This is a genomic window from Actinoplanes hulinensis (genome assembly GCF_019429605.1).
Lineage (GTDB): Bacteria > Actinomycetota > Actinomycetes > Mycobacteriales > Micromonosporaceae > Actinoplanes > Actinoplanes campanulatus.
Genome location: NZ_JAHXZI010000006.1, coordinates 360,520 through 383,089, shown reverse-complemented (window position 1 = coordinate 383,089; position 22,570 = coordinate 360,520). Strand labels below are relative to the sequence as shown.

Here is a 22,570-nt window from a genome sequence, read left to right as displayed (position 1 = left end):
GCCTCAGTCGTTCCAGGTCGCGTCTACGGCGGCGAGCCGGTCGGGCGTCTGCCGCTCGTACGGCATACCGGAGGGCATGTTGAGCACCTCCATCTGCAGGCCCCACGGTGTGGTGAAGTAGACCCACCGGTCCCCGGCGATGACCCCGTCGGTGATGGTCTGCGGCTCGCCGAGGATCCGCACCCCGGGCTGGGCCCGCAGGTACTCGACGGCGGCGTCCACATCGTCGACGTGGATGGCGAGGTGGTGGCCGCCCCAGTCGCTGTTGCGCGGGAGCCTGCGGTTCTGGCCGGGAGCGTCGTACTCGAACAGCTCCAGATTGGTGGACGGGCCGAGCCGGAGCATCGCGATGTGGGCCGAGGCCTTCGCGTCGACGTTCAGTTGACGCGTCATCCAGTCACCGGCGGTGTCCTCCACCGGCCCGAGCCGGTAGAGCAGCCGTGCGCCGATCACCTCGACGAAGAACCGGACCGCCTCGTCCAGATCCGGCACCGTGTAGGCGACGTGGTGCACGTACCCGGCGCCCGGAATTCCTTGTGCTGCCATGCTGGTGGTCTCCTTCGTGGATGCGGTGCCGCGGATGCGGCTCAGTTGCGCCCGGCGTAGCGCGCGTTGGCCACGGCGGCCATCAGCGAGAGGCCGCCGTCGACGGTGATCAGGGCGCCGGTCAGGTAGGCGGCGCCGGGCCCGGCCAGGAAGGCGATGAGCTCGGCGACCTCGCGCGACCGTCCGGGCCGGCCCAGCGGGATCTCCGGCCGGGCGACCTCGGCGGCGTCGACCTCGTCGGGCACGCCGTTCATCGGCGTGGCCGTCTCGCCCGGGCTGACCGCGTTGACGGTGACGTCGTGTTCGGCCAGCTCCAGCGCCATCACCTTGGTGAGCATCGACAGGCCGCCCTTGGCCGCGCAGTAGGTGGCGCCGCCCGCGATCGGGATCGTGTCGTGCACCGAGCTGACGTTGACGATCCGGCCGCCACGCCCCTGCCGGACCATGTGGCGGGCGGCGGCCTGGGCGCAGCCGAACGGTCCGGTGAGGTCGACGGCGAGCACCCGCTGCCAGTCCTGGAGGGTCTCCTCCAGGAACGGCGCACGCCGGTTCACGCCCGCGTTGTTGACGAACACGTCCACCCCGCCCAGCCGTTCGATCGCGGTCTCGAGGGCCGCCGCGGCGCCCGCCGGGTCGGCGAGGTCCTGGGCGAACACCAGGGCGGCGGCGCCCCGGGCGGCCACCGCCTCGGCGGTCTCGTGGGCGGCCTTCTCGTTGGCCCGGTAGCCGATGCCCACGTCGAAACCGCGTCCGGCGAGGACGGTCGCCGTGGCCCGGCCGATGCCGGAGCTGGCGCCGGTCACGATCGCGATCGGTCGTCGCTTGTCACTCATGCCTTCGCCTTCCGGGACATCAGCTGGTATCCGGCCGTGTCGAGGTCACCGGCGCCGAGATAGCCGTAGACGGTGCGGGTCACCACGCCGGGCGAGGTGCGGTAGCCGTGCCATTCGCCGGCGGGCACGTGAACCAGGTCGCCGGGGCCCACCGGCACCGGCCCGGACTCGGTCAGGTGCTCGCCACCGCCGGAGAGGACCAGGAAGTACTCGTCCGCGGACGGATGACGGTGCAGGTCGTGGCTTCCGCCGGGGGTGAAGGTGGAGGTGGCCACGACGAGGCTCCGGGCGCCCAGCGTGGCGGCGGTGACCAGCCAGCGCACCCCCATGTCGACGAAGCCGCCGAACCCGGTCAGCGCGTCGCCGTGCGGCCGGGCGTTCAGCGTGAACCGTCCGGCCGGGGCCGCCGGGGCGACCGTGCCGGGGGCGGTCTCCCCGCCCCGGACCAGCAGCAGCGTCGCGCCGGCCGCACCGGCGGTCACCCGCCACCGGCCGCCGCGCGCGGCGGCGAACATGCCGTCGCCGGGGCCGAGCGGCCGGCCGCCGGCCTCGTCGTGCCAGCGCACGTCGCCCTCCCGTACCAGCACCGCGGTCTCGGCGCCCGGCGAGCCGGGCACGACGGCGCCGGGAGTGAGCCGCCGCACCGCGAGCGTGCCGCGAGCCCCGGCGTCCAGCCGGCTCTCGCCGGCGTCGTGGTGCGTGTGGATCAGGCGCATCGCCGGTCCCCTTCCCACTCGGTGAGGTCCAGCAGCACCTTGGGCGGGCCGGACCGGGCGCTCTCCATGAAGGCGAACGCCTCGGCCGCGGCCCCGGCCGGGAACGTCGCCCCGATCAGCGGGTCCGCCGTGAGCGCGCCGGTCGCGAAGAGCTCGATCGTGCGGTCGTAGTGGTCGAGCCCGTGCTGGATGCCGAGGACGGAGACGCCGCGCAGCGCGACAGACCCGGCGACCACTCCCGCGGTCGGCTCGTTGGCCACCCCGATGACCCCGACCCGCCCGCCCGGCTCGACCAGGTCGAGCGCGTGGGCGAACGCCTCCGGGGCCCCGGAGGCCTCCACGACCAGGGAGTACGAACCGGCGGTCGTCTCGCCCACCGGTATCGCCCGGTCCGCGCCGCAGCGGACGGCCAGCGCCAGCCCGGCCGGGTCCACGCCGACGGCGTCCACCTCGCCGGCCACACGGCGGGCGAACTGCACGGCGAGCAGGCCGATCGTGCCGGTGCCGAGGACGGCGACCCGGTCGTAGAAGGAACAGCCCGTACGCGCGAACGACTCGACCACCGTGACCGCCGGCTCGACCAGGGCCGCGGTCCGGTCCGGCACCGCGTCGGGCAGCCGGGCCAGGGCGTGCCCCGGGACCCGGATGTACTGTGCGGCGGCGCCGTCGAGCCCGTACAGCCCGACCTCGCGCATGCGCCGGCACAGTCCGCGCCGCCCGGCCCGGCAGCGGGCGCAGCCGCCGCACGGCACCATGGTCTGACCGGCCACCCGGTCGCCCGGCCGCCAGCCGGTGCCCGGATCGGCGCTGACCACCCGGCCGCACCACTCGTGGCCGAAGATCAGCGGGGTGGCCGCCCGGCCGTCGGCGAGGTAGCTCGACGTGCCGTGGAACAGCTCCAGATCGGTCCCGCAGATCCCGACATGTCGCGGAGCCACCAGGACGGTGCCCGGCAGCGGCTCCGGCACCGGCACCGAGGCCGGTTCCAGACGTCCCGGGCCGACGATGGTGATCGCTTCCATCGAGCCGGACGGCCACCCGGCCGGGGACTCGGTGCGGACCTCGCTGAGCAGCGACATCACAGCCTCGGCTTCCGGCCGGGCAGCCGTGCGCTGACCGGTTCGGGCAGCACGGCGATCCACAGCAGTTCCAGGCCGTCGTCACCGCCGCGCAGCCGGATCCGGCGTTCCTCCGGGGTGAGCACGGCGTCGCCGGCCGTGATCGGCCGGGGCCGGGGGCCGCCGTCGAAGAGCTCCCCGGCGCCGTCCACGACCAGCCAGACGCTCTCCAGGCCGGAGCGGCCGGTCAGTGCGAACTCGGTGCCGGGCGCCAGCCGCAGATGGTCGATGGACTCGCACTCGCTGTGCAGCATGCCGCGCCTGGCCAGGCAGCGCCAGTCGATGCGCTCGCCGGTCCGCGCCACGGTACGGGAGCCCCGCGCGGTACGGGTGACGATCATCGTGCCGTCTCCGCGACGGCCAGGACGACGGCGAAGTACTCGATCCCGCCCGCGCCGGCGGTGATCCGCAGCTCCGTGTCCAGTGGCACCGTCACCGACACCCCGTGAGTCAGCGCCGCGGTGGTGTCGCCCGAGTGCGCGTCGCCGTCACCGTCGAGGACGAAGAGCGTGGTCTCCGTACCCGGGCTGGAGAGCAGTCGCTGCTCGCCCGCCGCCAGCCGCACCCGCCGGATGCCGCGCACCGGCCCGCCGAGGACGCCGGCCGGGTCGGCCTCGCCGGGCTGCTGAAGATTGATCACCTGTGCACGGCTCATCCCGCCTCACTCCCTTCGCTCAACACCGCTGCGGTGGCGGGTGTCGACATCTCCACGACCAGCCAGGCGAGGTCGTCCTCGCCGACGTTGCGCAGCCCGTGCGTCACCCCGGCGCCGGTCAGGATCAGCGACCCCGCCCGCACCCGGGTCGCCACGCCGTCGAGGAGGATCTCGCCGGTGCCGGACAGCACGAAATAGATCTCCTCGGTACGGGTGTGCAGGTGTTCCCCGCTCACTCCGCCGGGCGGCAGGCACGCCCACTCGATCGCCTCCCAGCCGGCGGACAGCCCGGCCCGCCGGGCGAGGCACTTCCACCGGGACGCGCCCTCGGTGCCGTGCACGCCGTAGACCACCGACGGATCCGACACGTCGGCGACCACCACACCGTCACGCATGGGCACGCTCCATCTCCCGCAGGTCCTCCAGCGCGCGAGCGAGTTCGCCGAGGGTGACGTCGTTGGCGAACTCGGCCGCGCCGATCCCGGCCGGCAGGGGCAGCCGTTGCAGCCCGTCCCGATGCCGGATGGTGCTCTCCATGGCCTCCACCAGCAGCGGCCAGTCGACGGCGGGATGGTCCACCGGGAGGTCGAGCGCGCGCATCAGCCGCAGGACGCGGCCGCTCTCCTCGGCGCCGACCGAACCGCGCCGGGCGGCCAGCATGGTGAACAGGGCCATGTCGATCGCGACCGCCTCGCCGTGCAGCAGTTCGGGCAGTGCGACCATCTCGATGCTGGGGCTGATCGAGTGCCCGAAGTCGACGAGCCGGTCCAGCTGCTGCTCCTTGAGGTTGGGGGCCAGTTCGTGCAGCATCCCGGCGATCGCCCGGTCCAGGACCTCGTCCGCGGCCCGCCGGCCGGTCTCCGTCGTGCCCTGGAACCGCTCGTCGATCAGGAGCTGACCGTGCGCCTCCAGCAGGTCGAACAGGCGTGCGTCGGTGACCAGGGCGATCTTCAGGATCTCGGCGAGACCGTTGCTGAGGTGGCGGCGGTCCAGCGTCGCCAGGAACGACCGGTCCAGCAGGACGGCGGCCGGCGCGAAGTAGGTGCCGAGCCGGTTCTTGTGGACGCCGTGGTTGACGCCGGTCTTGACCCCGATCCCCGCGTCGATCAGCCCGACCAGCGTGGTCGGCACCCGGACATGGGGAGTGCCCCGGCGGTACAGGCTGGCGGCGAGACCGGCGATGTCCAGCAGGACCCCGCCGCCGATCGCGATGATCGGCTCACGCCGCCGGCTGATGCCGAAGTCGTCCAGCGCCGACACCAGCCGCAGGACCGCCTGCATCGTCTTGGTCTCCTCGGAGACCCGTAGCCGCAGGATGCGGTGCTGGACCTGGTTGCGGGTGAGGTAGTCGCGCACCCGGTCGCCGTAGTGATCGGCCACCCGGTCGTCGATGACCACGAAGCGGCGCGCCGGGCCGGCCGAGCCGCCGGCGGCGTCCAGCAGTGCCGGGTTCTCCGGGTCGAGCAGGCCGTCGGCGAGCTGGACCTCGTAGGCGAACTGCTCCGGCGCCGTCACCGCCCAGCTCCGCACCTGATACACCGGGGCGTCGCGCCCGTTGCGGCCCGCCACCAGCCTCTCGGACGCCACGACGGAACCGCTGCTTCCCGTCACGGTGATCGGTCCTGCGTCATTCATGGCCTCTCCCGTATATGCCCCGTGGTGATGCTCCGAGTCTCGGTTCGCATTGCTGGGACCAACAAGATCACCGTCTATTCTGTTCGGGTATCGGTTCGGGTGGCCGTACCATTTCCCGGCCTTTTCGAAAGAATGGGAATCGCTTGTCCTCACCAGTGCAGGACGCTGATTCCGGTCGCCATCCCGCCGCCGAAACCGGCGAGCAGCACCACGTCACCGGCCCGCAGCCGGCCGGACCGGTTGGCGTGGTCGAGCGTGATCGGGATCGAGGCGGCGCCGGTGTTGCCGTAGCGCTCGACGGTGCGGTGCAGCACGGCCCGTGGCAGGTCCAGGTGCGGCAGCAGGCTGTCGAGCATCCGCCCGTTGGCCTGGTGCGGGATGACGTGATCGACGTCGTCCGGGGACAGCCCCGCGTCCTTGAGGAACCCGGCGACCGCGGGCGGCAGGTAGCTCTCGACGAACTCGCGCACCGCCCGGCCCTGCATGGTGAAGTGCTGGAGGCCGGCGGCGAGGGCCTCGGTGGTCAGCGGGGTCCGGCTACCGCCGCCGGGCACCCGGATGAGATCCGCGTACTCGCCGAAGCTGGCCAGCTGGTCGGCCACCATGCCCCGCTCCGGGGGGACGTCGCCGAGGATCACGGCTCCGGCCCCGTCGCCGAAGAGTGTGCTGGTACGCCGGTCGGTGCGGTTGAGGATGCGCGAGTAGACGTCCGCACCGATCACCAGGGCCCGGCCGCCGGCGGTCTGCGCCAGGAAGCGCTGCGCCACCGAGAGCGCGAAGACGAACCCGCTGCACACGGCGTTGATGTCGAAGGCGGCGGCACCGGTGGCGCCGAGCGCTCCCTGCACCAGCGAGGCGGTGGACGGCTGGGGGTAGTCCGGCGTCGAGGTGGCGACGATGATCAGCTGGAGGTCCGCGGCCTGCACCGCCGCCGCCTCCAGCGCCCGGCGGGCCGCGGCGATCGCCAGGTCGGACGTCGCCTGGTCGGGCGCGGCCCGGCGGCGGCTGAGGATGCCGGTCCGTTCGCTGATCCAGGCGGCGTCCACTCCGGCCGGTACGGCGACCTCGTCGTTGCCGATCTCGGTCTCCGGCAGGTAGGAGCCCGTCGCCAGGATCCCGATCGATACCCGGCCCGGCAGCCGGACGGTCGTGCCGTGCCGTGGCGCAATCTGCTCTGCCGACAGGATTCCCATGTCTCCCCCTTGTCGAGGTCGTACGGTGTCCGGGTCTTCGGGTGCAACGGCGCCGCCGGGGTAACCTGGCTGGATGGATGCCGGTCACGACGAGTGCGAGAGCGTCAGCGACGCCCTGACGCAGGTCTTCGCCGTCCTCGGCAAGCGGTGGAACGGCCTGATCCTGGCGATCCTGCTCGGCGGTCCCGCCCGGTTCGGGCAGCTTCGCCAGGCGGTCCCCGGCATCGGCGAGCGCATGCTGGCCGCCCGGCTCGCGGAGTTGGCGGAGTCCGGTCTGGTGGTGCGCGAGGTACTGGAGGGCCCGCCGCTCGGCGTCCAGTACAGGTTGACCGACAGGGGCGTGGCGCTGCGGCCGGCGCTGCGGGAGCTCGACCGCTGGGCCCACGACCACTTCATCGATCAGCCGGCGCGGACACCCGCCCGGTCCTGAGGAGCGCCCGGCTACAGCTGCTCGTAGAGGCGCTTGTGGCCGGCGAGCCCGGCCAGGCGGTAGGGGCCGGTGGTCTCCCTCGGCACGGCGTGGTTCCCGCCGTCGACCGGGAAGGAATGGTCGTGGATCTCCCGGTACTTGGCGTAGTCGATCTCCTGCCGCCGGTCGATCGCCTCCCGGTGCATGTCGGTGCGCAGGTGTGAGCGATACCCCGGCACCACGGTGCCGCCGAAGAACTCGGCGACGCTGCCGGAGCCGTAGCTGAGGAAGCCGACGGTCCGGTCGGTCAGGTCGTCGGCGTTGTCGAGCAGCGAGGCGAGCGCGAGGTACACCGACGCGGTGTAGCTGTTGCCGATGACGGCGTTGTAACCGGTCGTCTGGCCGATGGCCCGGGTGATCTCGCCGTCGTCGACGTCGTAGCCGCAGTGGTCGAGCAGGTGCCGGTGCGCCTTGTAGGCCATCTTCGTGAACGGCTGGTGGTAGCAGAACGCGGTGAACTCGTCGAGCGAGCGGCCCCCGCGCTCGGTGTAGTCCTTCCACGCCCCCTCCACCGCCTGGAGGTAGGCGGAGATGGACTCCTGCCCGTCGACCAGGGCGGTGGTGCGGTAGTTCGGGCGCCAGAAGTCCATGATGTCGGCGGTGAACATGCCCGAGGGGTTCTCGATCCGCATCAGCGCGGGCTCCGCGCTGACCAGCATGGCCACCGCGGCGGCACCCTGGGTCGCCTCGCCGGGCGTGCCCCGCTCGTACCTCGAGACGTCGCTGGCGATCACCAGGACCTGCTCGGAGCGGTCCCGGTGGACCAGCCCGAGCGCGAACTGGAGCGCTGCGGTGCCGCTGTAGCAGGCCTGTTTGAGCTCGACGACCCGGGCGCCGGCCGGCAGGCCCAGCAGCGAGTGGACGTAGATGCCGGCGGCCTTCGCCTGGTCGATGGAGGATTCCGTGGCGAACAGGACCGTCCGGATCTGGTCGGCGCCGTGCCGGGCGACGACGGGTGCGGCGGCCGCGGCGGCCATCGTCACGATGTCCTCGTCGACGGCGGGCACGCTCATCGACCGCTGGCCGATGCCCTTGTGGTATTTGGCGACGTCGGCGCCGTTCTCGGCGGCCAGCGTCTCGTGCGTCAGAACGTACTGGCCGGTCGCTGCCGAGAAGTCGTGCAGGCCGATGGCGAAATCCGCGGACATCGCTATTCTCCGATCTTGGCGGTCTTGTTGTCGCGCTCCAACCGGACGTGCGCCTGCATCAGCTCACCCGGGTTGGTCTGCGCCGCGAGCAGGGACAGTTCCCCGCACAGCACGGTGGCCGCGGTGATCACCGCGAGCCGGCGGGCGTTCTCACCGGGCTCGCGCTCCTCCCGGCAGCCCAGCCGGGCCAGGTTCTCCTCGACGAAGTCGAGTCCCTTGCCGTTGCCGACGGTGCCGAGGATCAGGTTCGGCAGGGTGCAGGAGAAGTAGAGGTCGCCGTCGCGGTCCTCGGCCACCGTCACGCCCTGCGAGCCCTCGATGATGTTGGCGGCGTCCTGGCCGGTCGCCAGATAGATCCCGAGCAGCATGTTCGCGTAGTGCGCGTTGGCCGAGCGGATGCCGCCGGCGAGCAGCGTGCCGATCAGGTTCTTGTGCACGTTGAGCTCGGCGACCGCGGCGGCCGTCGTGTGCAGGTTGTCACGGACGATGTCACGCGGGATCGTCAGTTCGGTGATGACGTTCTTGCCGCGGCCGAGGATGCCGTTGACCGCGGTCGCCTTCTTGTCGGTGCAGTAGTTTCCCGAGATCGAGCCGTACGAGATCCCCGGAATGGTCTTGAGGATGTGCGCGAGGAGCGCGTCGGCGGCCAGCGTCGCCATGTTGTGCCCGGACGCGTCGCCGGTGGTGAAATCGAAGCGGAGATACAGCAGGTGCGCGGTGATCTCGTGGTGGAAGCCGATCAGCTCGACGAAACGGCCGCAGGTGCGCACGATCTCCCGCAGTTCGTCGAGCCGGGCGTCGACCTCCAGCGCGGCCATGTAGGCGGTCTGCGCGTCCTCCGCCCGGACCAGCACCGAACGGGTCATGCGCTCGTCGACGAGGGTGGTGACGATGCCCGGCCCGACCAGCCGGGAGATCTTCGCGCCCCGGCCGACCGAGGGCCACAGTGGCGATTCGTAGGTGGCGAGCGGGACCTCCGTCTCGATGTCTCCCACGTTCCCGGTGATGTGCAGCGGGCCCACCCACCGCAGGGGAACACTGGCGGTCAATGTCGTGTCGCTCATCGTGTGCCTCCGATCGGCTCCGGGCCGCCACGGTGCGACCGGGAGCGTGTAGCGAGCCGGCGGATGTCGATGTCCCGGTCGGCGCAGAAGTCGCGCAGGCCGTCGCTGATCAGCACATCGCACCGGGTCAGTTCCGCCGGGTTCCGCGAACCCAGCGCGGTCATCAGGGCTTTCAGCTGATCGAGCCATCCGGAGATCAGCGCGATCAGGGCGGGCGGGCCGCCGTCGAGCACGGTGGTGAGGAACAGCCCGGACGCGCCGACGGCGGAGGCGCCGAGCGCCAGGGCGCGTACGACGTCGAGCGGGTGGCGTACCCCGCCCGACCCGAGCACCGGGATGCCGGCGCCCTGGGCGTCCAGCAGACAGGCGGGGGTGGACTGTCCCCACCCGTTGAGGAAGGTGTAGTCGGCCCGGTCCCGCCGGTCGTTCTCGATCCGCGCGAAGTTCGTGCCGCCGCTGCCGGCGACGTCGGCCACCGTCACACCGAGTTCCCGCAGCCGTTCCAGGGTCTCGCGGCTGAGCCCGAAGCCGACCTCCTTGACGATCACCGGTACGCCGGCGCCGGCCACGATCCTCCCGATCTGCGGCCCCCACGACGAGAACGCGCGGTCGCCCTCCGGCATCACCGTCTCCTGGATGGAGTTCAGGTGGATCTGGAGGGCGTCGGCCTCCAGCAGGTCGATCGCCCGGCGGGCCTTGTCGACGGTGGCGTTGGCGTTGACGTTCGCGATGATGAACCCCTTCGGGTTCTCCCGGCGCATCACGCTGAACGTGTCCGCCACCGCGTCGTCGGCGAAGTACGCGCTCATCGACCCGGTGGCGATGGGCACCCCGGTCTCGTGGGCGGCGATCGCCAGATCGCGGTTGATCAGGCCGGTCTTGGCGCTGCCGCCGGTCATCGCGTTGATGTACAGCGGGACCGGCCATTCGATGCCGCCGAACCGGGTGGTCAGTGAGACGTCGGTACGGTCGATGCCGGCCAGCGCGTGGTGGACGAAGGACACGTCGTCGAACTGGTTGTGCCCGTCGGGGCGGCGCTGCTGCTCGGCGGCGAAACGGACGTGGTCGTCCTTCCGGTTGGCGATCATTCTGGGCTTCCCTTCGTGGGCTGGACCTGGATCGGCATGGGCAGCACCCCGGCGGCGACCCATTCCTTCCGCAGCTGTGAGATGTCCCGTTTGGCGGCGGCGTCCAGCAGGGCGATGCCGCAGTCGCCGCCGCCGGCGCCCGACGGTTTGGCCGCGCCACCGACGGCGTCGGCGGCGTCGCACAGCGCCGTGAGCCGGGGGGTGAAGATGCCCAGCCGGACCTCGTCGTCCAGGTCGGCGAGCACCCGGCGGGCGGCCCGGATGTGCTCCAGCAGCTCCCGGTCGTCTCCCCGGTCCAGCGCCCCCATCGCGGCCCGCACGCACTCGTCGCTGCGCGCCAGGAAGCCGCGTTGCGCCGCACTGCCCCGCCAGGCCCGCGAGCCCAGGCGCTGGGCCAGGGAGAACGTGCTGGCGGGCTCGCCCGTCCAGCCCACCTCCAGGGCCAGTCCCCGCGGCGGCTCCAGCCGGCGGACCGAGAATCCCGGCCACGGGCTGCGCAACATCTCCCCGACCCCGCGCCGGTCGGCGAGGTCGAGGACGGCGGCCCGGTCCGGCGCGTGGTACGCGAGCCAGCCACCCCACACGCTGGCGGCCAGGTCACCACCGGACGAGCCGGCATCGTGCCGTGCCGTCGCCAGCATCGCGAGCCGGTACCGCTGTTCGGGGGACAACTCCACGCCGCAGTACGACGCCACCGCCGTCACCACCGCCACCGTGACGGCGCCGCTCGAGCCCAGGCCGAACTTGAGGCCGTCGCGGTGCAGGCGGCTGCGGATCGACAGGTGCACGGCGGGCATCCGCGACCCGCGTTCGGTCAGCAGTTCACCGACCACGCCGAGCGCCGACAGCACATGGCCGAGCCCCTCGGGTGCCTTCACCGCGTCCGCGCCGGCCGGCACGAGGTCGCCACCTCGCCGGTCCAGTCGCGTCTCGGCCGGGTTCAGGTCGGAGTCGATCACGACGTCGGCGCCGTCCGGTGTGGAGACGGTGACGCTCACCTGCCGGTCGACGGCGATCAGGATCGCCGGGTGGCCCGGTTCCATCACCGCGTACTCGCCCGCGACGAACAGCTTTCCCGGCGCGTCCGAGCGGACCGGGGGCGGGCCGCTCACCGGCCGGCCTCCGTCCGCAGCAGGGCGGCCGGGCCCGGACCGGCGGTGAGGACCGAGCAGTCCGGTACGGCGGCACGCACCGCGTCGGCCACCCGCACGGCGTCCGCCCGGTGGCAGAGCACCTTGACGTTCGGTCCGGCGTCCATGGTCGCGTAGGCCGCGACGCCGTCCGCCCGCAGGCGCAGGACGCTGTCGAGCACGGTCACGGTGTCCGGCGACAGGTATCGCACCGCGGGGCGTGCGGCCAGCATCGTGGCGTGCATGCCGAGCGCGTTGCGCTCGGCGATCTCACCCACCGCCGCCAGATCGCCGCGGTGCAGCGCGCCCCGCATCTCGGCCAGGTCGATCTTGCTGGACGCCGCCCAGGACTGGTAGAGCGGTGACGTGGCGACGGTACGCCGCATCGCCTCCCGGCTGGACACCGCTTTGGGGCCCGCGTTGACCAGCGCGATCACCAGCGCCGGGTCCAGGCCGGTGACGGGCACCGGCTCGGCGAAGGCGCTCCGGTCGGCGGCCTCACCGCCACCCTGACCGGCGTGGCAGATCGCGAAGCCGCCGAAGATCGACCGGGAGGCCGACGCCGAGCCCCGCCGTGCCAGCCGGGAGAGAGCGGTGGGATCGAGATCGAGACCGTACGCGGCGGCGCCCGCCATGGCCAGCGCGGCGAACCCGCTCGCCGAGGAGGCGAGCCCGGCCCCGGTGGGCACCACGTTGCGGGTGTCGACGACGGCCCGCTCGTCGCGCCCGGCCATCGCCCGCAGCAGGTCGAGGAAGGTGACGACGCGCTGCCGGAAGTCGCCCTTCGCGGGTGAGCCGTCGAGGGTGACCCGATCGGTCCGCTCCTCCGTGCCGAGCGCGACGGTGGTGACGGTGGGGAGGATGTCCAGGGTCATCGACAGGCTGTCGACGTACGGGATCATCAGGCGCTCGTCGCTCTTGCCCCAGTACTTGATCAGCGCGATGTTCGGATGGGCCACCGCGGTCGCGGCAGCGGCTTTCAACTGGTTGTCAACGGTCATGGCTGGCGAACCTCCCCACCGGTACGACCCAGGTCCTCACCGCGCCGGCCGCCTCGATGCCGTGCGCGACCGCTTCCGCCTGGCCCGGGTCGCCGGCCAGCGCGATCATGCAGCCACCCAGCCCACCGCCAGTGATCTTGGCGCCCAGGCCACCGGCGGCCAGCGCCGCTTCGACCATCGCGTCGATCGGCTCCGTGCTGATCCCGAGATCGCGGAGCAACCGGTGGTTCTCGGTCAGGCGGGCGCCGAACCCGGTCAGCCGGCCGTCGTCGAGATCGCGCAGCGCCGCGGTCGTCAGCTCCGACACCCGGCGTACGAATGCTTCTTTGATCTTCTCGTCCTGTTCGAACCGATCCCGCAACAGCTCCACCGCCTCCTTGGTGCTGCCCCCGGCGCCGCTGTCCGCGACGATGAAGACACCGTCGAAACGGGACGGCCCGCCGGACATGGTGATCGGCAGCTCCCGGGCGCTGCCGCCACGGAAGAGCAGCGGGGCCGTCGCCCCGGTGGCGAGCGCGTCGATGCCGCTCGCCCGGCCGTGCGCCACCGTCTCCGACGCCTGCACGAGGTCGTAGACCGCGGCGGCGTCCAGCGGGCGGCCGAAGGCGTCCGCCAGGGCGAGCACCGCCGCCCGGGCGCACGCGGCGCTGGAGCCGAGCCCACGGCCCTGCGGGATGCCGGAGTCGATGAGCACGTCAGCACACATGCGCCCGGCGACGGCGGCCCTCTCCCTGAACTTCTCCACCAGGTACCGCAAACCGTCGGTGACCAGCGGCGTCACCGGTGCGGGATGCTGCCCCGCGATCGCGAAGGAGATCTTGTCCGCGCCGTCGCCCGGGCACGCGAACCGTGTCGCGTGCACCGTGACGGTCAGTTGCGGCATCGGCATGACCAGCGCCGGAGCGCCGTACACGACGGCGTGCTCGCCGAGCAGGATGGCTTTGCCGTGCGCGCGGCCGACACCGGGGCGACCGGACTCGGCGCCCGTGCCACCGCGGCCGGGGAAGGTGACCAGATCCGTCGACGACATCACAGGGCCCGCTGCGTCACCTTGATCGCCATTTCGGCGAGCTGATGTTTCGCGGGGCCGGCGGCGCTGCTCGCCTCCAGCACGGCCACCGCCTCGTCGGTGCGCCGCGCGATCTGCCGCTCGGTCTGCTCGACCGCGCCGACGTCGACGAGGACGGCGCGGATCCGGGCGAGGTCCGCCTCGGAGATGTCGGTGCCGACACTCGCCCGCAGGAAGGCCGCCGCCTCCGGGTCCTGTTCGTCGGCCAGCTTCAGCGCGGTCGCGAGCAGCACCGTCCGCTTGCCCTCGCGCAGGTCGTCACCGGACGGCTTGCCGGTCACCTCGGGATCGCCGAAGACACCGAGCAGGTCGTCGCGGAGCTGGAACGCGATCCCCAGACCGGCGCCGAAACTCCGGTACGCCGTGATCAGGTCGGCCGGGGCGCCGGCGATGGCCGCCCCGAACTGCAACGGACGTTCCACCGTGTACGAGGCCGTCTTGTACCGGTTCACGCGCAGCGCCGCGTCGACGTCCTCGTCGTCACGGGCCTGGCTGATCAGGTCGAGCAGCTGGCCGTACATCACCTCGGAACGCACCGCGGACCACACCGGCGACACCCGGGCCTGCGCGTCGGCCGGCAGCCGGGACCCCCGGACCAGGACGTCGGCCCAGATCAGGGCCAGATCGCCGATCAGGATGGCGGTGCCCGTGCCGAAGATCTGCGAGTCACCGGAGAAGCGGCTCGCCCGGTGCCGTTCGGCGTACGTGATGTGCGCGGCGGGATGCCCGCGCCGGGTCCGGGACGCGTCGATGATGTCGTCGTGGATCAGGCCGGCCGCGTGCAGCAGCTCGAAACCGGAGCAGGCGCTCAGCACCGCCTCGGCGCCCGGGTCCTCCGGGTCCCCGCCCGCACCGATCCAGCCCAGCCAGGCGAAGGTCGGCCGGATGCGCTTGCCGCCGCGCAGCACGAAACTCTCCAGATCGCCGACCATCACCGCGAAGTCCGGTCCGAGCGCGGCGGCCTCGGCACGGCGTTCGATGAAGAAGTTCCTGATCGCGACATCGACGGCGGCCGTGGCGGCGGCCACTTCGAGATAGGTGGCGGTCATGCTCTCATCTCCCGATTGCGGACTCCCATGAATCCGGGTTGTTGCTCCGAGTCTTTTAGCCACGCTCGGCGAGCGTCAATGCGGAAATGAGTTTTGTACGGGGTTCGGTTCGGTGAGGGTACGGCCCGGTGCCGCCCGACAGTAAATTGCTATTGGCGGCCCGCCGGAGCCGCTCCTACCCTGGCCCGGGCGCATTCGGCGCCGCATCAATGGATTCACCTGCCGCAGGCCGCGACGAAAAAGCGCGGGGCTGCCGCACGCTTACGGGGAGGAATTGACATGGAGTACGCCAAGAGTTGGCGAAGAATCACGGCATCAGGGGTTGCCGCGCTGATCGTGCTGGCACCGGTGCGCGGTTCCGCCGCGGAAGAGAGCTCCGCCGACCCGTTCAAGAGGATCGCCTGCACGGCCGGCGCCGCGCCGACCGCGGTGCCGGCCGATCCCGCTTTCCCGACGTTCCCGAAACTGCCCGGCGATCTGGCCGCCCACCCCGGGATCGGCTGGGAGGGCTGGTATTTCGTCGGCCACCTGTGTGCGGGCCCGCACCAGTTCGCCTACCAGGTGGCGTTCACCGTCGGTAAGAACACGGCGGAGACCAACATCGCCGTCACCGACCTGAACACCGGCGCCTTCCACCAGAAGTGGAGCAGCTTTCCGCTGGACCAGGTCAGCGCCTCCGGGTCGGAGATCGCGGTGCGCATGCCGACCGGGTCGCTGACCGGCACACTCGACGCGCTGTCACTGCGCGGAGTCCTGCCGAACGCCGACATCGACCTCGGCATCCGGGCCACCGGGCCGGCGCTGTACTTCGGCGGCACCGGGCTCATCCCGCTGTGGGGAACGACCACCTACAACATCGAGCTGCCGTACCTCGCCGCCGCCGGGACACTCACGCTGGACGGTAAGAAGTACCCGGTGACCGGTACGGCCTGGATGGACCATCAGTACTTCGCCGGCGACTTCTCCAAGTTCAAGAAGTGGACGTGGATGGCCGTCACCCTGGACAACGGCGACCGGATCGCGCTGCTGGACAACTACTCCACCGTCGACGAGGACCACGCCGCGACCGTGCTGCACCCCGACGGCCGCATCGAGGTCGCCGAACTGGTGCCGCTAGCCGAGGACGCGGGCGCCTTCTGGACGAGCCCGGTGACCGGCAAGCGGTTCCCGACCCAGTGGGTGGTGCGCATCCCGTCGATCGACACCAGGCTCGTGGTGGACGCGCGTCCCCGGGCGCAGGAGATCGTGCGCACCAGTGCCGCGTCCGGGGTCTACGAGGGGGCGGCCACCGCGACCGGGACGTACCGTGGCCGGCCGGCGCGGGCCCTGGTGCACGTCGAGATGCTGGGCGACTGGAGGTAGCCCGGAGAGCCGGCCGGGCCGTCGCGGCCCGGCCGGCTCCGGGTCACCACCGCACGAGCATCTCGGCGGGCCGGGGGAAGGCCGGTGTGGTCCAGGTCAGCGGGTCGTCCGGGTTCACCAGGGCCAGGGTCGGCAGCCGCTCGGTGAGGGTGGCCAGCAGGATCTGCATCTCCGCCCGGGCGAGCTGGGCGCCGAGGCAGTAGTGGATGCCGGCCCCGAAGGAGATGTGCGGGTTGTCCTGCCGGTCGAGGACGAGGCGGTCCGCGTCGGGGAAGACGGCGCCGTCCCGGTTGGCCGATCCGAACGCCGGCACCACGGCGTCGCCCTTGCGGATGAGCACACCGGACAGCTCCACGTCCTCCAGCGCGATCCGCATCGCGCCCAGCCCGTTGGCCACCTGGCTGTAGCGCAGCAGCTCCTCCAGAGCACGGTCCAGCACCTCGGCCGGCGCGCCAACCAGCGAACGGTAGCTCTCCGGCCGGCGCAACAGGTGGAACAGCGCCTGGCTGATCGCGCTCGCCGTGGTGTGGTAGCCGGCCATCAGCAGCGTGAGCGCGAAGACCCGCAACTCCTCGGCGGACAACCGGTCGTCCGCCTCGTGCGCGGCCAGGAGGGCGGTGAGCAGGTCATCGGCCGGTGTGCGGCGCTTGCTGTCGATCAGCGCGTCAAGATAGCCGAACAGCTGAACGGCCGCCTCCTTCACCGCGTCCGGGCCACCCGCCGAGCCGGATAGCCCGACGACCGCGTCGCCCCAGATCCGGAACTGTTCACGGTCCTGGAACGGCACACCCAGCAACTCGCAGATCACCTTGATCGGCAACGGCATGGCCACCGCGGCGACCACGTCGGCCTCCGAGGGGCCCGCGGTCATCGCCGCGATCAGCTCCTCGGTCACCTGCCGCATGTACGGCCGGAGGCTCTCCACCCGCCGGGCACTGAACGCCTTCACCACCAGCTTGCGCAGCCGGGTGTGCTCCGGTGCGTCCATCACCACGATGGACTTGAGGTCCTGGAAGATCGGCAGCAGGCGCGGCGCACCGGGCTCGGTCACCGCCTGCTTGCTGAACCGCGCATCGGTACAGACCGCCCGGACGTCGTCGTAGCGGGTGACCACCCAGCCCGCGTGCCCGGTCGGCAGCAGCACGGGCGAGACGGGCTCCGTGTTCCGCAACTCCGCATATCGTGGGGCGGGCTCCGCCGGCAACGCCGTGGCGAACGGGAACCGCTGAATCTCCTGTGTTTCGGGCACAACCGCCTCCTTGTCGATCACCTCACGTTAGGTAGGCGCGCACTGACCGAACAATGACAAGAAGATGCTCCCCGCCGGGCGGCCGGATAGCAGATCCTTGCCGACCTTTTTGTGGTCGAGGTCCGCGTTTCGCTTCCGCCCCTTTTCTCGTACGCGTGACGCCGCCCCGCCATATCACGACCGTTCCGTCCGGTCGGCGCGATCTCGCTGCCCGCTCCCGCCTTTGCCGCGCCCGCCGGGCTCAGATCGGTGGCCGGGCAGCACCGTCCCCAGCGGCGCCGCGATCAGCACGGCCGGGATCAAGGCCTGAAGCGCGTGGCGTCAGGAGCGCAGAACGATGTGTTCACTGCTTCCCCGCCAGGCCGGCACTGACCATCGACAAGTGTTCTGCCCTGAAGTGGTTCACCGAGATCGACTTCGTAGGAAACCTGATCGTTGCCGGGGCACCTCGCAGCGGCAGGATTCATCGGCGCGACCATGAAAGTCACCACGACCTCCGACTCGCCCCTGTGGATTTCCGGGGCCAGAACCTGCCCCGTGACCCCACTGTTGCACTCCAGCCGTGAGACGAACGCGGTGAACCTCGTGGACGATTTCTTGAGACTCTGGTTTGGCTTGAGGAACCAGACAGCAGCAGCTTCGCCGGGTGCGCTCGTCCTCGCCGGTGAACTGGCTTCGGTCCGGACGTTCCCATCGGATCCAGCTGCGGATGGATTGGCGGAGGTCGCACAAGCTGACATCGGAGACGCCAGAGACGCCGACACCAAGACCGAGGAAAGCCGAAGTCGCATCATCACCGCTATGAGACGTCATGGCGTCTCCGCTGGTTCCGAGGCCGGCCACGGCCCGCGGATCGACAGGACGCATTCCGTATCACGACGGGGCCGATACGCAGGGTGACGTCAGTTCTGGAGTGCCGGGAGCCCGCGGGCACACCGCACGGCAAATGAGCGCGCCGGACTCGGCCGCGTCCGCCCGCTACCATCGCCCGGAACACGCGGACGCCGGAGGAGACCTATGGCGATGTTGACGACAGTGGGACAGGTGGCGGACCGGGCGATGGAGCTCGGCATCGTCGCAGTGGTTGGGCCGGCCGAGGACGACCTGCGCGAGCGGCCGTGGTCCTACTACGGCAGGGACATCGCCGGTGCGCTCATCGACATGATGGAGGAATGGGGCGCCGGCGTTCGGGTACACCCGAAAGTGGACGGCCTCCTGGAGGGCTATCGGGACCTGTTCGGCCGGTTCGCCGCCAGCAGCGGAGGCGCGGTGACCATCACCGACGTGGAGCTCCTCGACACAGCCGACGGCGAGCGCATCCGGATGCTGGTCAACGGTGACGAACTCGTGTGGCACCTGGAGCACCAGTGCGACCGGTACATCGACACGCTGATGGTCTTCGAGATCGCCGACCGGCTGGCGCCCCGCGACGACACGGACCCACGGGTGTTCGTCGAGGTCAACGACTCCGACGACCAGTCCGGGTACATCTTCGCCGATCCGGCCGCCCTGTCGATCCTGATCCGGGAACTCGGAATCGAGCCGGCATGACCGGACCAACCCTCGAGGACCAGACGCGCGAGCGGGTCGGCCGATCGCCGTGCTGCCCGTTGACGGAGGGCATCACGTGTCGCGGTGAGGCATGGACTCCGCACCGGAACCCAACCTCGGCACGGCTGCGGCCGCTGCCTCGGGCACGGTCGGCGATCCGCCGGCCAGACGTGTGTCGAGGACGCGCAGCACGGCACCCAACAGAGAAGCGATGAGGACGACGGCGCCCAGGTTGATCAGAACCGCCGGGTAACCCCAGCGGGAGACGTCGGAGAACGGGTACGGGTACCAGTCGGTGGCGGCGCCGTGTGCCAGGGTGTAGGTGATCCACAGCAGGGGCCACAGGGAAGCCCACGCCATGGTGCGGGCGTCGATGCGCTGGTGCGGGCCGAACAGGAGCCAGCCGAGCAGGGCCGCCCACGGGGCGATGTAGTGGAAGCCCAGGTCGGCCAGGTAGGCGGCGCCGTGCAACTCGACCTGCCCGGCCAGGATCGTGCTGTAGACGATGCCGGTGATCACGATGCCGAGCAGGGCGTCGAGGCGGATCACCCGCCACACCCGGCCGTCGCGGCGCGGGTTCACGGCGAGGGCCGTGACGGCGCCAGATCCGGGATCTCATGACTTCCCCGCCCCTCACCGAACTCGCCGCGGAAGGGTAACGCGGGTGGTCACGCTTTCGGTAGGCGTACCTCGACTCGGAGACCGGGGTGATTGTCGCCGAGGGTGACCGAACCGCGATGCCGGCGGACCAGCTCGCGGACGATGGCGAGGCCGAGCCCGGAGCCGCCCGCGTCGCGGGCCCGGGCGTCGTCGAGGCGGGTGAAGCGCTGGAAAACCCGCTCCCGGTCGTGTTCCGGGATGCCGGGGCCGTCGTCGGTGACCACGACGAGCAGGTGCCCGCCGGCGGCGGCGGCGCTGACCGTCACCTTCTCGCGTTTGTGCCGCTCCGCGTTGTCCAGCAGGTTGGTCACCACGCGGGCCAGCGCGTCCGGCTCGGCGAGCGTGGGCAGCGGCACGCCCGGATCCTGGTACTCCACATCGGGGTAACGCAGCGCCGCCTCGCCGACGAACTGGGCGAGATCGATCCTCTCGAGGCGGGTGGCGGGGACGCCCTCGTCCGAACGGGCCAGCAGCAGCAGGTCGTCGACCAGGCGGGACAGCCGCTGCACGTCGGCCAGGAGATCATCGGTGAGCGCCGGCCAGTCGGTGTCGTCCGGCAGGTGCTGCGCGACCTCCAGTTCGGTACGGATGTTGGTGAGCGGGCTGCGCAGCTCGTGTGCGGCGTCGGCGACGAACGCGCGCTGCCGTGCACGGGCCGCGTCGAGCCGGTGCAGCATGTCGTTGAGCGTCACGGCCAGCCGGTGGACCTCGTCGCGGGAGTCCGGCACCGGCAGCCGGCCGGCCCGGGTGCCGCCGGTGATCTCCTCGGCGCCGGCCCGCAGCGCGTCGACCGGCCGCAGCGCCGCGCCGAGCGCCCGCCACAGCCCGGCCGCCAGCAGCGCGGCCAGCAGCGGGAACAGGATCAGCAGGGTGATCCGCAGGATGTGCAGGTTCTGCGTGACGTGGTCGATGGAACGGGCCACCAGGATGCGGACCGGCGCGGTCGGCGGACCGGCGGTGAGCTGGACGACACGGGCCTTGCCCTGGTCGTGGATCAGGTGGCCGGGGATCTGCCGGCCCTCGCCGTCGCGCATGTGGGCGAGCTCCGCGGCGCCGAGCATGGGGGTGAGGTCGTCCGCGGTGGCCGACGAGGCGAGCACCCTGTTGTCCTCGTCGATGACCTGCACCTGCACGCCCGGGGTGACCGGGATCGGGTTCGGCAGCGCACCCTGGTCGACGAGCGCCGCCACGCCGCGGGCGGTGGCCATCGCCTCGCTCTGCACCGAGCGGACCTGGGCGTATCCCAGGACGGCGATCAGCAGGACGGCGCCGGCGGACAGGCCGAAGACGAGGCCGGCGAGGGAGACGAGCAGCAGCCGTGCCCGCAGGCTCAGCTCCTTGACGCGGCGCATCATCTACTCGACTATCGCCAGCCGGTAACCGGCGCCGCGGACCGTCTCCAGCCGCTCCCGGCCGATCTTGCGGCGCAGGTAGCCGACGTAGACCTCGACCGCGTTCGGCGCGGTCTCGAGCGCGGCATCCCACACGTGGTCGAGCAGCTCGGTCTTGGAGACGACCTGGCCGGGATGGCGCATCAGGTACTCCAGCAGGGCGAACTCGCGGGCGGTCAGGGTCACCTCGTCGCCGCGGACCAGGACCCGGCGTTCCGCCGGATCGAGTTCGACATCACCGAACGCGAGCACGACGGGACGGGCCTGGGCGCCGCGGCGCAGCAGGGCGCGGAGACGGGCCAACAGCACGACGTACGAGAAGGGCTTGGTCAGATAGTCGTCGGCGCCGCAGTCGAGGCCGTCGGCCTGGTCGTACTCCCCGTCCTTGGCGCTCAGCATGAGCACCGGCAGCCAGTGCCGCTCGGCGCGCAGCTGGCGCACCACCCGGTAGCCGGAGAGGCGGGGCAGCATCACGTCCAGGATCATCGCGTCGTATCCACCGTGGCGGGCCATCTCGAGACCGTCCTGGCCGTCGGCGGCGATGTCCACCGCGAAGCCCTCGGCCTGCAGGCCACGCCGTAGCGCGGCGGCCAACCGCGCCTCGTCCTCCACCACCAGCAACCGCACCCCCACACCTTGGCACGCCGGGGCACGCGATTGTCAGGCACTCTCAGCGACTTCTCAGCGGCTCGGCGGCGGCCCACCCGGCCCGCCGCTCGGTGGCGCTCCGGACGGGACACCGTCTCCGGTGAGCCGGCCACCCGTCGGGGTGGTCGTGGTGTCGACACCCACCTCCAGCGTGACCGTGTAGCCGCTCATCGCGTCGCCGGTCACGGTGGCCAGCTGGAGCGCGCCGGAGTCGTCGCCGAACACGTTGTCGCCGTCCAGCGAGACCTGGGCGAGATCGGTGACCGAGGCCTCGTACCCGGTCTGGGTGTATGCCTCCTCGCAGATGTTCTCCGGAAGCGCGACCTGCGACGTGGCGATGGCGTTCGAGGCATCGGAGATGCTCGCCTGGTCGGGGTAGACCTCGAAGTGGACGTGCGGCCACCGGCCGCTGTAGCAGGCCGGGAAGATGCTGGTGAAGGTCACCTCGCCACGGTCGTCGGCGATCTGGACGCCGCGCAGGTAGTTCTCGCCGGTGATGCCCTCGGAGTAGAGCGAGTAGGCGCCGGCCCGGTCGCAGTGCCACACGTAGACGGCCACGCCGGCGAAGGGGGCGCCGCCGCCGGCCAGATCCTGGATGGCGAGGATGAGGGTCATCGGGATGCCCTCGGCACGGGTGGTGGAGCTGCCGAAGCTGGACCGGATGTCACTGCGGACCACGCCGCTCCGGGTCAGCACGTCGGGCCCGTTCGAGCCGTCGCCCGGGTAGGGACCGGCGGTCTCGTCGGGGATCTCGCCGATCACCGTGCCGGTCTCGGTGATCGGCGTCTGCTCATCGTCGCCGCAGCCGCCGAGCCCGAGGGCTACCGCGCCCAGCCCGAAGACGCGCAGCGCCTGACGGCGGCGCATGGTGGCCAGGTCGAAGGCCAGACCCTGGTGGAGAATGTCCACGCCGGGCCGGGGCAGTGGACGCCCCTGATCGGAAGCCATGAATATCCCCTATGTCGCACATAACGCTATATCGGCGGCGAACCCCT

The 22,570-nt window shown here is 71.6% G+C and carries 24 protein-coding genes; 3 read left to right on the top strand and 21 right to left on the bottom strand.

Features of this window, described 5'->3' with window-relative positions; genetic code table 11:
- Positions 1 to 3 precede the first annotated feature (3 nt).
- The 9 genes from KZ829_RS14155 to KZ829_RS14115 all read right to left on the bottom strand — a co-directional run bounded on the left by KZ829_RS14155 (position 4) and on the right by KZ829_RS14115 (position 6,696).
- A complete protein-coding gene (locus KZ829_RS14155; protein WP_220144329.1) occupies positions 4 to 546 on the bottom strand; it encodes a VOC family protein in 543 nt (180 codons plus the stop codon).
- A gap of 41 nt (positions 547 to 587) precedes the next feature.
- The gene (locus tag KZ829_RS14150) at positions 588 to 1,379 is read right to left on the bottom strand and encodes an SDR family oxidoreductase (protein ID WP_220144328.1); all 792 of its coding nucleotides are present in this window, start codon (positions 1,377 to 1,379) and stop codon (positions 588 to 590) included.
- Positions 1,376 to 2,095, bottom strand: coding sequence for a cupin domain-containing protein (locus KZ829_RS14145; RefSeq protein WP_220144327.1), 720 nt, complete (start codon positions 2,093 to 2,095; stop codon positions 1,376 to 1,378). The genes KZ829_RS14150 and KZ829_RS14145 overlap by 4 nt, the downstream gene beginning before the upstream one ends.
- Positions 2,086 to 3,174: a zinc-dependent alcohol dehydrogenase gene (locus KZ829_RS14140; protein ID WP_220144326.1), complete on the bottom strand. Its 1,089-nt coding sequence runs from the start codon at positions 3,172 to 3,174 to the stop codon at positions 2,086 to 2,088. Before KZ829_RS14140 ends, KZ829_RS14145 begins: the two co-directional genes overlap by 10 nt.
- The gene (locus KZ829_RS14135; protein WP_220144325.1) at positions 3,174 to 3,554 is read right to left on the bottom strand and encodes a cupin domain-containing protein; all 381 of its coding nucleotides are present in this window, start codon (positions 3,552 to 3,554) and stop codon (positions 3,174 to 3,176) included. The genes KZ829_RS14140 and KZ829_RS14135 overlap by 1 nt, the downstream gene beginning before the upstream one ends.
- Positions 3,551 to 3,868, bottom strand: a complete 318-nt coding sequence (locus tag KZ829_RS14130) for a hypothetical protein (protein ID WP_220144324.1) — start codon at positions 3,866 to 3,868, stop codon at positions 3,551 to 3,553. The genes KZ829_RS14135 and KZ829_RS14130 overlap by 4 nt, the downstream gene beginning before the upstream one ends.
- Positions 3,865 to 4,263, bottom strand: coding sequence for a cupin domain-containing protein (locus KZ829_RS14125; RefSeq protein WP_220144323.1), 399 nt, complete (start codon positions 4,261 to 4,263; stop codon positions 3,865 to 3,867). The genes KZ829_RS14130 and KZ829_RS14125 overlap by 4 nt, the downstream gene beginning before the upstream one ends.
- On the bottom strand, positions 4,256 to 5,503 hold the full coding sequence (locus KZ829_RS14120) for a sedoheptulose 7-phosphate cyclase (RefSeq protein WP_220144322.1): 1,248 nt from the start codon (positions 5,501 to 5,503) through the stop codon (positions 4,256 to 4,258). The genes KZ829_RS14125 and KZ829_RS14120 overlap by 8 nt, the downstream gene beginning before the upstream one ends.
- Before the next feature lie 149 nt (positions 5,504 to 5,652).
- A complete protein-coding gene (locus tag KZ829_RS14115) occupies positions 5,653 to 6,696 on the bottom strand; it encodes a 3-oxoacyl-ACP synthase III family protein (RefSeq protein WP_220144321.1) in 1,044 nt (347 codons plus the stop codon).
- 73 nt (positions 6,697 to 6,769) lie between these two features.
- On the opposite strand from KZ829_RS14115, the gene KZ829_RS14110 reads away from it, so the two are divergent.
- The gene (locus KZ829_RS14110) at positions 6,770 to 7,126 is read left to right on the top strand and encodes a winged helix-turn-helix transcriptional regulator (protein ID WP_220144320.1); all 357 of its coding nucleotides are present in this window, start codon (positions 6,770 to 6,772) and stop codon (positions 7,124 to 7,126) included.
- A gap of 11 nt (positions 7,127 to 7,137) precedes the next feature.
- On the opposite strand, the gene KZ829_RS14105 is transcribed toward KZ829_RS14110, so the two are convergent.
- From KZ829_RS14105 to KZ829_RS14075, 7 genes are read right to left on the bottom strand one after another with little or no spacing between them, the layout of a single operon-like run.
- A complete protein-coding gene (locus KZ829_RS14105) occupies positions 7,138 to 8,313 on the bottom strand; it encodes a hydroxymethylglutaryl-CoA synthase (RefSeq protein WP_220144319.1) in 1,176 nt (391 codons plus the stop codon).
- A 2-nt stretch (positions 8,314 to 8,315) separates the two neighbouring features.
- The gene (locus KZ829_RS14100; protein ID WP_220144318.1) at positions 8,316 to 9,377 is read right to left on the bottom strand and encodes a hydroxymethylglutaryl-coenzyme A reductase family protein; all 1,062 of its coding nucleotides are present in this window, start codon (positions 9,375 to 9,377) and stop codon (positions 8,316 to 8,318) included.
- Positions 9,374 to 10,465, bottom strand: a complete 1,092-nt coding sequence (fni, locus tag KZ829_RS14095; protein ID WP_220144317.1) for a type 2 isopentenyl-diphosphate Delta-isomerase — start codon at positions 10,463 to 10,465, stop codon at positions 9,374 to 9,376. Before fni ends, KZ829_RS14100 begins: the two co-directional genes overlap by 4 nt.
- Positions 10,462 to 11,577, bottom strand: coding sequence for a phosphomevalonate kinase (locus KZ829_RS14090; RefSeq protein ID WP_220144316.1), 1,116 nt, complete (start codon positions 11,575 to 11,577; stop codon positions 10,462 to 10,464). The genes fni and KZ829_RS14090 overlap by 4 nt, the downstream gene beginning before the upstream one ends.
- Positions 11,574 to 12,596: a diphosphomevalonate decarboxylase gene (mvaD, locus tag KZ829_RS14085; RefSeq protein ID WP_220144315.1), complete on the bottom strand. Its 1,023-nt coding sequence runs from the start codon at positions 12,594 to 12,596 to the stop codon at positions 11,574 to 11,576. The genes KZ829_RS14090 and mvaD overlap by 4 nt, the downstream gene beginning before the upstream one ends.
- Positions 12,586 to 13,626 carry a mevalonate kinase gene (mvk, locus tag KZ829_RS14080; protein ID WP_220144314.1) on the bottom strand — a complete coding sequence of 347 codons (1,041 nt, stop codon included), beginning with the start codon at positions 13,624 to 13,626 and terminating at the stop codon, positions 12,586 to 12,588. The genes mvaD and mvk overlap by 11 nt, the downstream gene beginning before the upstream one ends.
- Positions 13,626 to 14,714 (bottom strand): polyprenyl synthetase family protein, encoded by a 1,089-nt coding sequence (locus KZ829_RS14075; RefSeq protein ID WP_220144313.1) that lies wholly within the window; start codon positions 14,712 to 14,714, stop codon positions 13,626 to 13,628. Before KZ829_RS14075 ends, mvk begins: the two co-directional genes overlap by 1 nt.
- Positions 14,715 to 14,993: 279 nt before the next feature.
- On the opposite strand from KZ829_RS14075, the gene KZ829_RS14070 reads away from it, so the two are divergent.
- Positions 14,994 to 16,076, top strand: coding sequence for a lipocalin-like domain-containing protein (locus KZ829_RS14070; protein ID WP_220144312.1), 1,083 nt, complete (start codon positions 14,994 to 14,996; stop codon positions 16,074 to 16,076).
- 43 nt (positions 16,077 to 16,119) lie between these two features.
- Here the strand turns inward: KZ829_RS14070 and KZ829_RS44480 are convergent, their stop codons facing one another.
- Complete coding sequence (locus tag KZ829_RS44480) at positions 16,120 to 17,325, bottom strand: cytochrome P450 (RefSeq protein ID WP_220144311.1); 1,206 nt, start codon at positions 17,323 to 17,325, stop codon at positions 16,120 to 16,122.
- Positions 17,326 to 18,348: 1,023 nt separating this feature from the next.
- On the opposite strand from KZ829_RS44480, the gene KZ829_RS14060 reads away from it, so the two are divergent.
- Positions 18,349 to 18,876 carry a hypothetical protein gene (locus KZ829_RS14060; RefSeq protein ID WP_220144310.1) on the top strand — a complete coding sequence of 176 codons (528 nt, stop codon included), beginning with the start codon at positions 18,349 to 18,351 and terminating at the stop codon, positions 18,874 to 18,876.
- A 72-nt stretch (positions 18,877 to 18,948) separates the two neighbouring features.
- Here KZ829_RS14060 and KZ829_RS14055 read toward each other — a convergent pair whose 3' ends face one another.
- The 4 genes from KZ829_RS14055 to KZ829_RS14040 all read right to left on the bottom strand — a co-directional run bounded on the left by KZ829_RS14055 (position 18,949) and on the right by KZ829_RS14040 (position 22,523).
- On the bottom strand, positions 18,949 to 19,458 hold the full coding sequence (locus KZ829_RS14055) for a Pr6Pr family membrane protein (RefSeq protein ID WP_220144309.1): 510 nt from the start codon (positions 19,456 to 19,458) through the stop codon (positions 18,949 to 18,951).
- Positions 19,459 to 19,544: 86 nt separating this feature from the next.
- Positions 19,545 to 20,888: a sensor histidine kinase gene (locus tag KZ829_RS14050; protein ID WP_220144362.1), complete on the bottom strand. Its 1,344-nt coding sequence runs from the start codon at positions 20,886 to 20,888 to the stop codon at positions 19,545 to 19,547.
- 3 nt (positions 20,889 to 20,891) lie between these two features.
- A complete protein-coding gene (locus KZ829_RS14045) occupies positions 20,892 to 21,554 on the bottom strand; it encodes a response regulator transcription factor (protein WP_220144308.1) in 663 nt (220 codons plus the stop codon).
- Positions 21,555 to 21,608: 54 nt separating this feature from the next.
- Positions 21,609 to 22,523, bottom strand: coding sequence for a dioxygenase family protein (locus KZ829_RS14040; RefSeq protein WP_220144307.1), 915 nt, complete (start codon positions 22,521 to 22,523; stop codon positions 21,609 to 21,611).
- Positions 22,524 to 22,570: the final 47 nt, after the last annotated feature.